Origin of the sequence: Flavobacterium chungangensis (assembly GCF_042654045.1) — a bacterium.
Classification (GTDB): domain Bacteria; phylum Bacteroidota; class Bacteroidia; order Flavobacteriales; family Flavobacteriaceae; genus Flavobacterium; species Flavobacterium chungangensis.
Window position 1 is genome coordinate 452367 of sequence record NZ_JBHSFY010000003.1, and the last position, 14555, is coordinate 466921.

The following is a 14555-nucleotide window of genomic DNA, read 5'->3' on the forward strand; positions in this document are numbered from 1 at the left end:
TCGTGGCTAAAAAAAAGCGCTAGAAGTAAATCCAGCGCTTTTAAGTTTTAAGAAGAGAATGAATTACATCATTCCTGGCATTCCGCCTCCCATTGGCATTCCGCCTCCAGCATTTTCTTCTTTAATATCAATTAATGCACATTCTGTAGTTAAGATCATTCCAGAAACAGATGCAGCGTTTTCAAGAGCTACACGAGTTACTTTTTTAGGATCGATAATTCCAGCAGTAAGCATGTCTACATATTCGTCAGTTTTTGCGTTGTATCCAAAATCACCTGAACCTTCAGAAACTTTAGCCACAACAACAGAACCTTCAAGACCAGCGTTTTCAACGATAGTTCTTAATGGAGCTTCAACAGCGCGAGAAACGATTTGGATTCCAGTAGCTTCGTCAGCGTTGTCTGCTTTTAAATCAGCTAAAGCAAGTTTAGCTCTCAATAAAGCTACACCACCACCAGCAACGATTCCTTCTTCTACAGCAGCACGAGTTGCGTGTAAAGCGTCGTCAACTCTGTCTTTTTTCTCTTTCATTTCAACTTCAGAAGCTGCACCAACATAAAGAACTGCAACACCTCCAGCTAATTTAGCTAAACGCTCTTGTAATTTTTCTTTATCGTAATCAGAAGTAGTAGTTTCCATCTGACCTTTAATTTGGTTTACTCTGTTTTTGATAATATCAGCTTCGCCAGCACCGCTTACGATAGTTGTATTATCTTTATCGATAGAAACTCTTTTTGCGTTTCCTAACATTTCGATAGTTGTATTTTCTAGCGTATAGCCTCTTTCTTCAGAAATTACAGTTCCGCCAGTTAAGATTGCGATATCTTCTAACATTGCTTTTCTTCTATCTCCGAAACCTGGAGCTTTTACAGCAGCAATTTTAAGAGCACCTCTTAATTTGTTTACTACTAATGTAGAAAGAGCTTCTCCGTCAACATCTTCAGCAATAATCAATAATGGTTTTCCTGATTGAGCAACTGGCTCTAAAACTGGTAGTAATTCTTTTAAAGAAGATACTTTTTTGTCGTATAATAAGATATATGGAGAGTCTAATTCAACTTCCATTTTCTCTGGATTTGTTACGAAATAAGGAGAAAGGTATCCTCTGTCAAACTGCATTCCTTCAACAACGTCAACGAAAGTATCAGTTCCTTTAGCTTCTTCTACAGTGATAACACCTTCTTTTCCAACTTTAGCAAAAGCTGTAGCGATTAATTCACCAATAACTTCGTCATTGTTAGCAGAGATAGAAGCAATTTGTTTGATTTTATCAGAATCACTTCCAACAACTTTAGCTTGTTTTGCTAAGTCAGCCACGATAGTTTCAACAGCTTTGTCGATACCACGTTTCAAGTCCATTGGGTTTGCACCTGCTGCAACGTTTTTAAGACCTTCTTTTACAATCGCTTGCGCTAATACTGTAGCCGTTGTAGTTCCGTCTCCAGCTAAATCATTGGTTTTAGAAGCAACTTCTTTTACCATTTGCGCACCCATATTTTCTAGTGCGTCTTTTAATTCGATTTCTTTTGCAACAGAAACACCATCTTTAGTAACAGTTGGTCCACCAAATGATTTTCCGATAATTACGTTACGACCTTTTGGTCCAAGAGTTACTTTTACAGCATTTGCTAATGCATCAACACCACGTTTTAATCCGTCACGTGCTTCAATATCAAATTTTATATCTTTTGCCATTTTAATTTTTGTTTAAAGTTTGATTTGTTTCAAGTTAAATGAAGTTATTAATTCTTAATACTTCGTACTTAATACAATATTTTTTAGATAATTGCTAAAATATCATCCTCGCGCATGATTAGATAATCAGTGCCTTCCAGTTTTAACTCGGTTCCTGCATATTTACCGTAAAGAACAGTATCTCCAACTTTTACAGTCATTGTGTGATCTTTAGTTCCGTTTCCTACTGCAACTACAGTTCCTTTTTGTGGTTTCTCTTTGGCAGTATCTGGAATAAAAATACCTGAGGCAGTTTTAGTTTCAGCTGCAACAGGCTCAATAAGTACGCGGTCTGAAAGCGGTTTAATGTTTAAAGCCATGATTTTATATTATTATAAGTTATACGTTTTTTTTCTGTTCTATAAACTTTCAGAAACTGTGCCATGCTAGAAAAACTGACATTATTTCTTAAAAAAAATGCCAGCTTTGACAGGCTGGCATTAGATTGTATATCGAGCTACTTTTTATTTTGCTGGTGCAGGTGTTGCAGGAGCAGGAGTAGTTCCTTGCGCTGGAGCTGCAGGTGCATTTACAGGAGCTTCAGTTTTATCAATGATTTTAGAATCTGTATCGCTTAAAGATCCAGAGAAGCTTAAGCTAGAAAGTAAAATTAGCACAATTAAAACAGTAGCTAAAGTCCAAGTACTTTTATCTAAAAAGTCAGTTGTTTTTTGTACTCCACCTAACATCTGCGTTCCGCTGATAGTAGAAGACAATCCGCCTCCTTTAGGGTTTTGTACCATGATAACGATGATCAATAGAAAACAAACTATTGTAATTAAAACTAAAAAAATTGAAAATGTGCTCATTACTTAATTATTGTTATTGTTATTTTGTTGTAAAATCTTTATATCCGATATGCGGTCTGCAAAGAAAGTAATTTTTTCTGGATATTTCAAAATTAATATTTCATAAGCTTGAATTGCTTTTGTATATTTCTTTTGTTCCAGATATACTCTGGCCAGAGTCTCGGTCATTAAATATGAATTGTCCTCTATAACAGGCTCAATTTGAACTACTGGAGCACTTGTTCCAGGTTTAATTGGAGAGATTTTCGGATTGGTTTCGATAAATTTATCGATAATTTCAGCCTTCTTTTGTCTCTCTTCTTCTTTAGCCGCTTCAATTTTTGCTTGTTCTTCTGGAGAAATTTCATTTGAGCGGTCAATTGGTTCTGTTCGAGATAATTGAAGCCATTCTTGAAATGAATGTTTTTCGCTAAGAGAAAAATCCAAAGGTTTTCCAATTTCTAAATGTTCTGCAGCTGTTCTTGCAGGCTCATTAGGCTCTTCTTCTTCGATTATTTCTTCAATCGGCTCTTCATTTTCTTCTATAATTGGCTCTTCTTCTTTATCCTCAGATTGAAGAACTTCTTGAATTTCTACTTTTGGTTCTTCAGGTGTTTTTGTTTCAGCTTCTTTAATCGAAGAAAGAATAGATCGTTCAACAGAATTCATTTTAAATTCTGGAATAATCATTTCTTCAATTACGCTGTCGTCTTCATCTTCTTCAACAACATTTAGAGCAGGTTTTTCTATAATAGGATCTGCTTTTACTTCTTCAGTTTTTACAGGTTGTTCAATAGTTTTAGCTTCTGCTTCTTTAATCGAACTTAAAATAGAGTTTTCGACACGCTCATTTTTAGGTTCTTCAACTTTCACAGGTTCTGGTAGAGAAGGTGTTTCAGAGCCCTTTATCGAACTTAAAATGGAACTCTCTATACGATCAATTTTAGGTTCTTCAGTTTGTCTAGATTCTGAAAACGGAGCTGTTTCAACTTCTTCTTCTTCTTCTTTTATATTATCTGAAATAGTAAGTTCAACAGAATCAATTTTCTGTTCTTCTTCTATTGTAGATTTTTCAAAAGTTACAGTTTGCGCTTCTTTTATTGCAGTAAAAGTAGATAAATCTATTTCTGGAAGCGGTTTTGGTTTTTCCTCTTCTATTATAGGTTTTTCAAAAGTTACATTTTGTGCTTCTTTTATCGCAAAAATAGAAAAATCTATTTCAGGAATTGGTTTTGGCTCTTCTTCCTTAATTGATGGCTTTTCGAAAGTTATGGTTTGAGCCTCTTTTATGGCAAGAAAAATAGAGGGATCTATTTCTGGGAATTTTTTAGGCTCTTCAACAATTACTGGTTCTTGAGCTTTTATTTCCTCAACTTGTACCAGTTCTTCTTTTAAAGGTTCCTCAATTTTTGCAGTTTCTTCAACTTTCACAGACTGTACAACCAAAGGTGCTTCAATAACAGAAGTTTGAGCTTCTTTAATTGTATCTGAAACAGCCAATTCTTCAATATCAGTTTTTACTTCGATTGCTTTTTGAATCTGCTCTGGTGAAATTATTTCACTGTCAAAAACAGTAATCTCGAGAAGATCTCTCAATTTCTGTTCGTAAAAATCATTTTGAATAGAAGTGAAAGCTTCAGATGTAATAAAATCAAATAAAACAGAACGATCAGCCGTGTATGCTGCTGTAACTTTCAAAGCATAATTATACTTAAAACTATTTTGATTGTAAAGTCCTTTTAATCGTAATGCGCGTGCACTTTGAAAATACGGAAATTCGTTCAAAACACTTCCTAATGCGTCCGCCTGCTTTTCTGTAATAGCATCGGGTTTATTCATTAAGTAGGTATAATCGCTAACGTTCATTATTTGTTTTTTTGTTTGATCGGTTAATTGTTTAATCGTTTATTTGTTTTTGCTTGTTTTATCGATTAAACGGTTTTATAGTTTAACGATTAAACAAACAGGCAAAACTACCATTTTGCCAATGACTGATTAAAGATATCTTGCGTGATTCTCTCAAAAATTACTCTGATTGCCTCGTTTAAAACAGATCCTGTTGGAAGATCTCGACCAGGGAAATCATAATAGAATTCAAAAGATTTTTCAAAATCGTCTGTTTCTTTCTTTTTGTTCGTAAAACGTACATTTACACGAATAGATAAACGGTTTTGTGCTGCCTGCTGATCTGCGGTTGCCGTCATTGGTGTAATTCGGTAATCTGTAATTTCACCTTCGTAAACCAAATCGCCACTATTGCTAACCAAGTTTAAGTTGGTCTGATTCATAATCAAATCCTGCAAAGCCAAAGTAAAAGTTCTATCGATTCCTGGTTCAATCAAATCTGCATTATTCTGAAAGAAGTTAACCTGAAATGTTTTGGCGTCGATTTTTCCAGTTCCTGTAAAGTTGTAAACAGAACAGCCACTCAACATAAAAAGGCTTAATAGTGCGAAAAGAGAATATATTTTTTTCATAATGTGTATTAGTCGAATTCCAAATTTCAAATTTCGCCAAATATAGTAATTTGGGATTTAGGATTTAAAAATTGAGATTTATTATAGATCGAATTGCTTGATTTTACGGTACAAAGTTCTTTCAGAAATACCTAATTCGTCAGCAGCGGCTTTACGTTTTCCTTTATTTTTTTCTAATGATTTTTTGATCATTTCGATTTCTTTCTGCTCTAAACGTAAAATTTCTTCCTCCTCGATAGTTTCAGCAAATAAATAATTATCGTCTTGCATCTGATAATTATCTTCACGAACAGCAGGAGTCGTCACAACAGAAGTTCTTGGTTCTTCTTCAAAATCAATCTCACTATCATTTTGCTGATTTCCGTAAATTTTCTGGATCAAATTCGGGTTAATGTCCTGAACTTTAGAAGTTCCATTTTTCATCAATTCGAGAGTCAGTTTTTTCAAGTCGTTCAAATCGCTTCTCATATCAAAAAGCACTTTGTACAAAATATCTCTTTCAGTACTAAAATCACTTTCTTTTTTGCTGTCGTTAATAACTGAAGGCAAATTGCTTCCTTCGGCAGGCAAATAAGATTGTAAAGTAGCTAAGGTAATATCACGATTAGTTTCTAAAACTGAAATTTGTTCTGCCACATTTCGAAGCTGACGAATATTTCCACTCCATCTAAATTTTTGTAAAAGCTGAACAGCATCATCGTCCAGTCTTAAAGGTGGCATTTTATATTTATGAGCAAAATCGGCTACAAACTTTCTGAACAACAAATGAATATCGTCGTTTCTTTCCCTTAATGGAGGTAAAGTAATTTCGACTGTGCTTAAACGATAATACAAATCTTCACGGAATTTACCTTTTTCAATAGCATTAAATAAATTCACGTTGGTTGCCGCAACAATTCTCACATTCGTTTTTTGAACCTGAGAAGATCCTACTTTAATAAATTCACCGTTCTCCAAAACACGAAGTAATCTTACTTGAGTTGTTAAGGGTAATTCACCAACTTCATCAAGGAATATTGTTCCGCCATCAGCCACTTCAAAATAACCTTCACGCGTGCTTGTTGCGCCTGTAAAAGCTCCTTTTTCGTGACCAAAAAGTTCACTGTCAATTGTTCCTTCTGGAATTGCACCACAGTTTACGGCAATATATTTACCATGCTTTCTGTGTGAAAGCGAATGTATAATTCTTGGAATATTTTCTTTACCAACACCACTTTCCCCAGTTACCATAACCGAAATATCAGTTGGAGCAACCTGAATGGCTTTTTCGATAGCGCGATTTAATTTCGGATCATTTCCAATAATCTCAAATCGCTGTTTTATTGCTTGAACTGTTTCCATAGTTTTTTGTTTCAAGTTTTTGTTTGTTTCAGGTTTCAAGTTTTAACCGTTAACCTTTAACTTTTAAACTTTTGGCTTATAGTTTTGTTTCAGATTTTTATTTTCAAGTTACGGAAATAACCTGAAACTTGAAACCTGAAACAATTTAATTCATATCAGAATATCCTACCGCTTCACCTTTTAAAGTTCCAGAAGTACAGCTTGTGATTTTTACGTTTACGAAATCTCCAATCTTATAATTCTCCTTTGGAAAAACAACCGTAATACTCTGAGAATTTCTTCCAGAAAATTCGTATTTAGATTTTTTAGAAACTTTTTCTACCAAAACTTCAACTGTTTTTCCAACAAATTCTTCGCTTCTAAACCAAGCATGTTTTTGTTGTAAATCAACGATTTCTTGTAATCTTCGGGCTTTGGTTTCTTCTTCAACATCATCCTTCATTTTTCTTCCTGCCAAAGTTCCAGGGCGTTCAGAATACGAATACATATAACCGAAATTATATTTTACATATTCCATCAAGCTCATTGTATCTTGGTGATCTTGTTCGGTTTCTGTTGGGAAACCAGCAATCATATCTTGCGAAATCGAAGCATCGGGAACAATTGCCTTAATTTTATCAATCAAAGCCATATATTCTTCACGAGAATGCAGACGATTCATTTCTTTTAAAATTCTGTTACTTCCAGACTGAACCGGTAAGTGAATATGTTTACAAATGTTTGGATATTTCGCAATAACATGCAAAATGCTTTCGTGCATATCCTGCGGATTAGAAGTCGAAAATCGAATACGCATTTTTGGAAAACCAACCGCAACCATTTCTAACAATTGATCAAAATCAACCGCAGTTGCTTTCTGCATTTCAGAAGCATTTACGAAATCCTTTTTCAAACCACCGCCATACCAAAGGTAGCTGTCAACGTTTTGACCTAAAAGAGTAACTTCTTTATAGCCTTTGTTCCATAAATCCTGAATTTCAGCCATAATACTCTGTGGCTCACGACTGCGTTCGCGTCCTCTTGTAAAAGGCACAACGCAGAACGTACACATATTATCGCATCCGCGAGTAATCGAAACCAAAGCTGTGATTCCGTTGCTCATTAAACGAACAGGCGAAATATCTCCGTAAGTTTCTTCTTTTGATAAAATTACATTAATGGCATCACGTCCTTCTTCAACTTCAGCCAATAAATTCGGAAGATCTTTATAAGCATCTGGACCAACAACTAAGTCAACGATTTTTTCTTCTTCTAGAAATTGGCTTTTCAAACGCTCCGCCATACAGCCCAAAACGCCTACCTTCATTTTCGGATTCGTGCGTTTTACTGCATTGTATTTCTCTAAACGTTTGCGAATAGTCTGTTCTGCTTTATCTCTAATAGAGCAAGTGTTCACCAAAACCAAATCGGCTTCTTCTAGAACAGAAGTAGTGTTATAACCTCCGTCAGACAAGATGGAAGCTACGACTTCACTGTCCGAAAAATTCATCGCACAACCGTAACTTTCTATAAATAGTTTTTTAGTATTCTCAGGTTTATTTTCCAAAACAAGACTTTCGCCCTGTTTGCTTTCTTCAATAATCTTTTCCATTGTAAAAATTCAAAGTGCAAAGATAGCGTAATTGAATCTAATATGACAAGATGTCAGATAAAGAATTAACAATGTTTTGAGAAATGTTGATACCTAATGCTTTGAGTTCAATTTAAGAGTAATTAGGAGCTATTTCCAGCTTTTCACTTCAAGTCCTCATAAAAAAAGCAAAGTTTCTAATGTTTCAAAAAGAGCTTCCGTTGGTCGCTTTTTTAAAACAAGAAACTTTTGCTTTTTTTACTCCGGGCTTTTCGCTGCAATCTGGGCTAGGAAATTCGATTTCAAAAGAAAACTTAACTAAAGTAAGTTGCAAATTAAATCGTAGATTTTAAGAAATGTTTTTTACAATTTAAAATTTTAGCTCTGAAATCTAAAATTAAAAGGGATTTCTTGGTTAAAAATCACTAAAAGTTATACCTATATATATTATCGAGATTATTACAGATAAATCTGCAATTTTAAGTTTCATAATATCAAAATACCTCAAAAATGCATTCGTAAGGTTAATATTTAAAAAAAATAAATACTTTTGTTGCAGAAAAATAGAGCAATGGCAAAGAATTTAGTAATAGTGGAGTCACCTGCAAAGGCGAAAACGATCGAGAAATTTCTTGGGAGTGATTTTCAGGTGGAGTCAAGTTATGGACACATAGCAGACTTACCATCAAAGGAAATAGGAGTAGATGTAGAAAATGGTTTTAAACCTAAATATGAAGTTTCTCCGGATAAAAAAGCCTTGGTAACGAAGCTGAAGTCACTTTCTAAAAATGCCGAAACGGTTTGGTTAGCATCCGATGAGGACCGCGAGGGAGAGGCTATTTCATGGCACTTGGCGGAAGAATTAAAGCTAGATAGAAAAAAAACCAAACGAATTGTTTTTCACGAGATTACAAAATCTGCGATTCTTAAGGCAATCGACAATCCAAGAGAAATTGATTATAATTTAGTAAACGCACAACAAGCACGTCGTGTTTTAGATCGTTTAGTAGGTTATGAATTATCTCCAGTTTTATGGAGAAAAATCAAAGGCGGACTTTCAGCAGGTCGTGTACAGTCAGTTTCTGTACGTTTGATTGTAGAAAGAGAACGCGAAATACAAAGTTTCAATGCAGTTGCAACATATTCTATTGTTGCAGAATTTGTAAACGAAGCAGGAAAAGCTTTCAAAGCAAAACTTCCAAAAAACTTCAACACTAAAAAAGAAGCCGAAGATTTCTTGAATCAAAACATCGGTTCTAAATATAAGGTGGCTGATTTAGAAACTAAACCTACCAAAAAATCTCCAACAGCGCCTTTTACAACTTCTACGTTGCAACAAGAAGCAGCAAGAAAATTGTACTTGCCAGTTGGAATTACCATGCAATTAGCACAGCGTCTATACGAAGCCGGACTTATTACTTATATGAGAACCGACTCGGTAAACCTTTCTAAAGAAGCAATGGATGCTGCACAAGCAGAAATTATCAAATCTTACGGAAAAGAATTTTCTAAACCGAGAGTTTTTGCTAATAAAAGTAAAGGAGCACAAGAAGCGCACGAAGCAATTCGTCCGACCGATATGTCTCGTCACACCGTAAATATTGACCGTGACCAAGCTCGCTTATACGATTTGATCTGGAAAAGAACTTTGGCTTCGCAAATGAGCGACGCACAATTGGAAAGAACAAACGTAAAAATCGAAGCAGATAATCACAGCGAAATTTTTACAGCTTCTGGAGAAGTATTGCTTTTTGAAGGTTTCTTAAAGGTGTACTTAGAAGGTCATGATGATGATGAGGAAGAGCAAGAAGGAATGCTTCCGGCTTTAAAAGTAAACGAAAAACTGGCGAATAACTATATTACAGCCACAGAACGATATTCAAGACCGCCTGCACGTTACACTGAGGCATCTTTGGTTAAAAAATTAGAGGAACTTGGAATTGGTCGTCCATCTACATACGCACCAACTATTTCGACAATTATCAATAGAAATTACGTTGAAAAAGGGACTCTTGAAGGTGTAGAACGTAATTATACACAGCTTACTTTGCAGAATAGTAAAGTAGGAGAGAAGCTTTTAAAAGAAAATACAGGTTCTGATAAAGGAAAATTAGTTCCAACAGATATCGGAACTATTGTTACTGATTTCTTGGTAAAGAATTTCGGAAACATCCTAGATTATAATTTCACTGCAAAAGTAGAGCAAGATTTTGACGAAATTGCCGAAGGAAATATTGACTGGGCAAAAATGATGCAGGATTTCTACAATAAATTTCACCCAAATGTAAAAGAAGTTGAAGCAAATGCTGAACGTGAAAGTGGTGAAAGAATTCTAGGAAAAGATGCAGACGGAAGACAAGTTTCTGTTCGTTTAGGAAAATTTGGGCCAATGGCGCAGATTGGAGAAGCAGATGATGAAGATAAAAAGTTTGCTAGCTTAATGGCAGACCAAAATATAGGAAACATTACACTTGAAGAAGCATTGAATTTGTTCTTGCTTCCAAAAAGTTTAGGTGAATATAAAGGAGAAGAGGTAGAAGTGAGCAATGGCCGTTACGGTCCTTATGTTCGTCACGGAAGCGTTTTTATTTCATTGCCTAGAGGAGAAGATCCTTTAAGTGTTTCTAAAGAAAGAGCTCAAGAATTAATTGACGAAAAAGCACTTGCTGATGCGCCAATTGCAGTTTATAAAGGCGAAGCTGTTCAAAAAGGAGTGGGACGTTTTGGACCATTCATTAAATGGAACGGACTTTTTGTAAACGTAAGCAAGAAATACAATTTTGATAATCTTTCTCAAGCTGATGTTGAAGAGTTGATCGAAGATAAACTTCAGAAAAACATCGATAAGGTTATTCATAATTGGGAAGAAGAAGGAATTGTAGTAGAAAAAGCCCGTTGGGGACGCTCTGTGATTCTGAAAGGAAAAATTAAAATTGAATTAAGTAAAGATGTTGATGCAACAAAATTAACATTGGCTCAAGTTCAAGAAATGATCGCGGCAAAAACACCAGCAAAGAAAACTGCTGCTAAAAAAACAACAACGGCTAAAAAAGCTCCAGCTAAAAAAACGGCTGCTAAAAAGAAATAAGTATAAATGGAATTTGATTTTCTAGAACCAGTTAATGACGCAATTGTAAAATTCGTCGGCGCACTGTCTTCACAAGAGCTTGGAAGCAAAGTTGTCTTCCATACCCAAGATCAGTTTCCTGATATTGCACAGATTAATATTGCTATAATTGGGGTTTTAGAAGACCGTACCAATATCAATATGATTAACGAAGTTAATCTAACTGCTGTGCGTAAAAAGCTTTACGGAATGTTTCCTGGTAACTGGGATGCTTCAATTGCAGACCTTGGAGATATACTTGCAGGCGATTCTGTAGAGGATACTTATTATGCATTAAAGAAGGTTACGGCTGCATTAATTAAGAATAAAGTCATTCCTATAGTCCTGGGAGGTTCTCAGGATTTGACCTATGCTTTGTATCGTGCTTACGATGATTTAGAGCAGATGGTGAATTTGGTTGCAGTCGATAATAGATTTGATTTTGGTAAGGAAAATGAATCAGTTTCGGCTAATTCATACTTGACAAAAATTATTATTGATGAGCCAAATAACCTTTTCAATTACTGTAATATAGGGTATCAGACCTATTATAATTCGCAAGAAGAAATTGATCTAATCGAAAAGTTATTCTTTGATGCATATCGATTGGGTGAAATTTCAAACAAAATCACTTTGGCTGAGCCGGTTTTCAGAGATGCAGACTTGGTTAGTATTGATTTGAATTCTGTAAAGTCTTCTGCTTCAGCAAATATGGTTACTTTTGAGCCAAACGGATTTAATGGAAAAGAAATTTGTGCTTTAGCAAGATATGCTGGTATTAGTGATAAAGTTTCTTCATTTGGAATATTTAATCATAACAGTACAACGGCAGAGTCGGCCATTATTGCTCAGATTGTTTGGTATTTTATTGAAGGTTATCACTATCGTTCAAAAGAATATCCATTTGGAAGCCGAGCAAACTATTTAAAGTATATAGTTCCGTTAGATGATGAAGAATTGATATTCTATAAAAGTGATAAAACGGATCGTTGGTGGATCGAAATTCCATTCGAATCAAACGGCAACAATAAATTGAAAAGAAATACGTTATTACCCTGTTCTTACGACGAATATTTGTCGGCTTGCAATCAAGAATTGCCAGAAAGATGGTGGAAAGCGCAACGAAAAAACGCTTTGTAGTTCGAAAATTTAAGCGAAATCTTAAATTTTTAAAACTTGTTTAAAATAGTTAAAATTAATTAGTAAGAAAATACGTGTAATATATAAAAATTAACGTTTTACATCGATTTTTTAGAACAGTTTATCGATAAAATATTTTTTTTTTATTTTATTTAACATTATTTTTGAACGGTAAAATAAATTCGCAAGTAGTATTGTTTTTTAGATAAATAATAAATACGTTTACGGACTTTTAATAATGAATAGATAATCCCAAATTTATATGAAGAAGTTTATTGCATTTGCAGCAATGTTAACACTAGTAATCGGCTGTGGTAAGTCAGGTGACAAAGGTGAATTAGTTGGTGTTACAGGAGGGAAATGGCATCCCGAGAAGCCTTATGGAATGACATTAGTTCCGGGCGGATCTTTTATTATGGGTAAATCAGATGCTGATTTAGCTAACGTAGAAGATGCTCCAACTAAAACTGTAACCGTGCGTTCATTCTATATGGATGAAACAGAAATTACAAATAGTGAATATCGTCAATTCGTAGAATGGGTGAAAGATTCTACAATGAGAGTTCGTTTAGCAATCCTTGCAGATGAAACTGGACAAAAAGCTACTGATGGAAAAGGTAAAAAAGGCGGAAGCATTGCTGATTACGCTTTTAATGATTCTGATCCAGAAAAAATGACAGCTTATGATAAATACATGTATGACAACTACTATAGTGTTGGTACTAAGGATGATCCATATGCTGGAAGAAAATTAAACAGAAAAGTTAAGTTAATTAAAGATACAAAAGCATATCCAGATGAGTATTACGCTGAAGTAATGGATTCTATGTATTTACCAATTGAAGAATCATACAATGGTTTAAGAACAATTGATGTAAATAAATTGAAATTCCGTTATTCTTGGATGGATATTCAAGCTGCTGCAAAAGCTAAAGTTGGAAAAAGAAGTGACTTCGTAAAAACAGAGCAGGTAAATGTTTATCCTGATACTGCAGTTTGGATTAAAGACTTCGCTTACTCATACAATGAGCCAATGCATAACGATTATTTCTGGCACAAAGCTTATGGAGATTATCCTGTAGTTGGTGTTACTTGGAAACAAGCAAAAGCATTCTGTGCTTGGAGAACTTTAAACAAAAACAGTTATATTAAATCTAAGAAAAAAGGGCGTGATCTTGTAAACTCTTTCAGATTGCCAACTGAGGCAGAGTGGGAGTACGCTGCTAGAGGAGGTCTGGAGTCTGCTACTTACCCTTGGGGAGGTCCTTATACTAAAAGTGATAGAGGTTGTTTCTTAGCAAACTTTAAACCAAGTAGAGGAGATTATGCTGCTGACGAAGCTTTATATACAGTAGAAGCAAAATCATATGACGTAAATGGTTACGGATTATATAACATGGCAGGAAACGTTTCAGAGTGGACAGATTCAGCTTACAATCCAAACGCATACGAATATGTTTCTACAATGAATCCAAACGTAATTGATGGTAAAAACCAAAGAAAAGTAGTTCGTGGAGGTTCTTGGAAAGACGTTGCTTATTTCCTACAGGTAAGTACTCGTGACCACGAATATGCTGATTCTGCTAGAAGTTATATCGGATTCAGAACTGTACAAGATTACATGGGTACTCAAGTTACAGGAAACAGAAAAAAGTAATTTTATAATTTTATCAATATCCAACAAATCTATTTTAAACCTAAAAAAAAAGTATTATGGCATTATTAAGTAAAAAAGCAATGAATTTCGCTTATGGTATGGGAGCGGCAGTGGTAATCGTTGGAGCGTTATTCAAAATTACTCACTTTGAGATTGGACCATTAACAGGTACAGTTATGCTTTCAGTAGGATTAGTTACTGAGGCGTTAATTTTTGCGCTTTCTGCTTTCGAACCAGTTGAAGAAGAACTAGATTGGACTCTAGTTTACCCAGAATTAGCTAATGGACAAGCAAGAGAGAAAAAAGCTAAACCTGAATCTGCAACTGATGCTCAAGGATTATTATCTCAAAAATTAGACACATTATTAAAAGAAGCTAAAATTGACGGTGAATTAATGTCAAGTTTAGGAAACAGCATCAAAAATTTCGAATCTGCTGCTAAAGGAATTGCTCCAACTGTAGATTCAATCGCTGGGCAAAAGAAATATTCTGATGAATTAACTTTGGCTGCTACTCAAATGGAATCATTAAACAGTTTGTACAAAGTACAATTGGAAAGTGCTTCTAGAAATGCTGAGGCTAACAAAGAAATCGCTGATAACGCTACTAAATTAAAAGAACAAATGGCTTCTATGACAGCAAACATTGCTTCTTTAAACAGCGTTTACGGTGGTATGCTTTCTGCAATGAGTAACAAAGGATAATTAGTTTTTAACTAAATATTAAATTTATTAATAAGAAC

At 34.8% G+C, this 14555-nt stretch carries 11 protein-coding genes; 4 read left to right on the plus strand and 7 right to left on the minus strand.

The annotated features are described in order from the left end of the window. Positions 1-63 precede the first annotated feature (63 nt). From groL to miaB, 7 genes are all read right to left on the minus strand, one after another. On the minus strand, positions 64-1695 hold the full coding sequence (gene groL / locus ACFO3N_RS07155) for a chaperonin GroEL (protein ID WP_095928620.1): 1632 nt from the start codon (positions 1693-1695) through the stop codon (positions 64-66). Positions 1696-1778: 83 nt separating this feature from the next. Continuing rightward, positions 1779-2054: a co-chaperone GroES gene (locus tag ACFO3N_RS07160; RefSeq protein ID WP_008467105.1), complete on the minus strand. Its 276-nt coding sequence runs from the start codon at positions 2052-2054 to the stop codon at positions 1779-1781. 144 nt (positions 2055-2198) lie between these two features. Then, complete coding sequence (secG, locus tag ACFO3N_RS07165; RefSeq protein ID WP_095928621.1) at positions 2199-2543, minus strand: preprotein translocase subunit SecG; 345 nt, start codon at positions 2541-2543, stop codon at positions 2199-2201. A gap of 3 nt (positions 2544-2546) precedes the next feature. Continuing rightward, complete coding sequence (locus ACFO3N_RS07170) at positions 2547-4388, minus strand: tetratricopeptide repeat protein (RefSeq protein ID WP_379796403.1); 1842 nt, start codon at positions 4386-4388, stop codon at positions 2547-2549. A 107-nt stretch (positions 4389-4495) separates the two neighbouring features. After that, a complete protein-coding gene (locus ACFO3N_RS07175; RefSeq protein WP_095928622.1) occupies positions 4496-4999 on the minus strand; it encodes an LptE family protein in 504 nt (167 codons plus the stop codon). Positions 5000-5080: 81 nt separating this feature from the next. Continuing rightward, complete coding sequence (locus ACFO3N_RS07180; RefSeq protein ID WP_379796405.1) at positions 5081-6340, minus strand: sigma-54 interaction domain-containing protein; 1260 nt, start codon at positions 6338-6340, stop codon at positions 5081-5083. A gap of 145 nt (positions 6341-6485) precedes the next feature. Beyond that, positions 6486-7931, minus strand: coding sequence for a tRNA (N6-isopentenyl adenosine(37)-C2)-methylthiotransferase MiaB (gene miaB, locus ACFO3N_RS07185; protein WP_379796407.1), 1446 nt, complete (start codon positions 7929-7931; stop codon positions 6486-6488). 550 nt (positions 7932-8481) lie between these two features. Between miaB and topA the strand changes: the two genes are divergently transcribed. The 4 genes from topA to porL all read left to right on the plus strand — a co-directional run bounded on the left by topA (position 8482) and on the right by porL (position 14517). Next, on the plus strand, positions 8482-10998 hold the full coding sequence (gene topA, locus ACFO3N_RS07190; RefSeq protein WP_250833977.1) for a type I DNA topoisomerase: 2517 nt from the start codon (positions 8482-8484) through the stop codon (positions 10996-10998). A gap of 6 nt (positions 10999-11004) precedes the next feature. Next, entirely contained in the window at positions 11005-12156 is a 1152-nt protein-coding gene (locus ACFO3N_RS07195) for a formimidoylglutamase (protein ID WP_379796410.1), read from the plus strand. Positions 12157-12418: 262 nt separating this feature from the next. Then, positions 12419-13813, plus strand: coding sequence for a T9SS ring complex lipoprotein PorK/GldK (porK, locus tag ACFO3N_RS07200; protein ID WP_095928630.1), 1395 nt, complete (start codon positions 12419-12421; stop codon positions 13811-13813). A 56-nt stretch (positions 13814-13869) separates the two neighbouring features. Next, positions 13870-14517 (plus strand): type IX secretion system motor protein PorL/GldL, encoded by a 648-nt coding sequence (porL, locus tag ACFO3N_RS07205; protein ID WP_379796412.1) that lies wholly within the window; start codon positions 13870-13872, stop codon positions 14515-14517. Positions 14518-14555 lie beyond the last annotated feature (38 nt).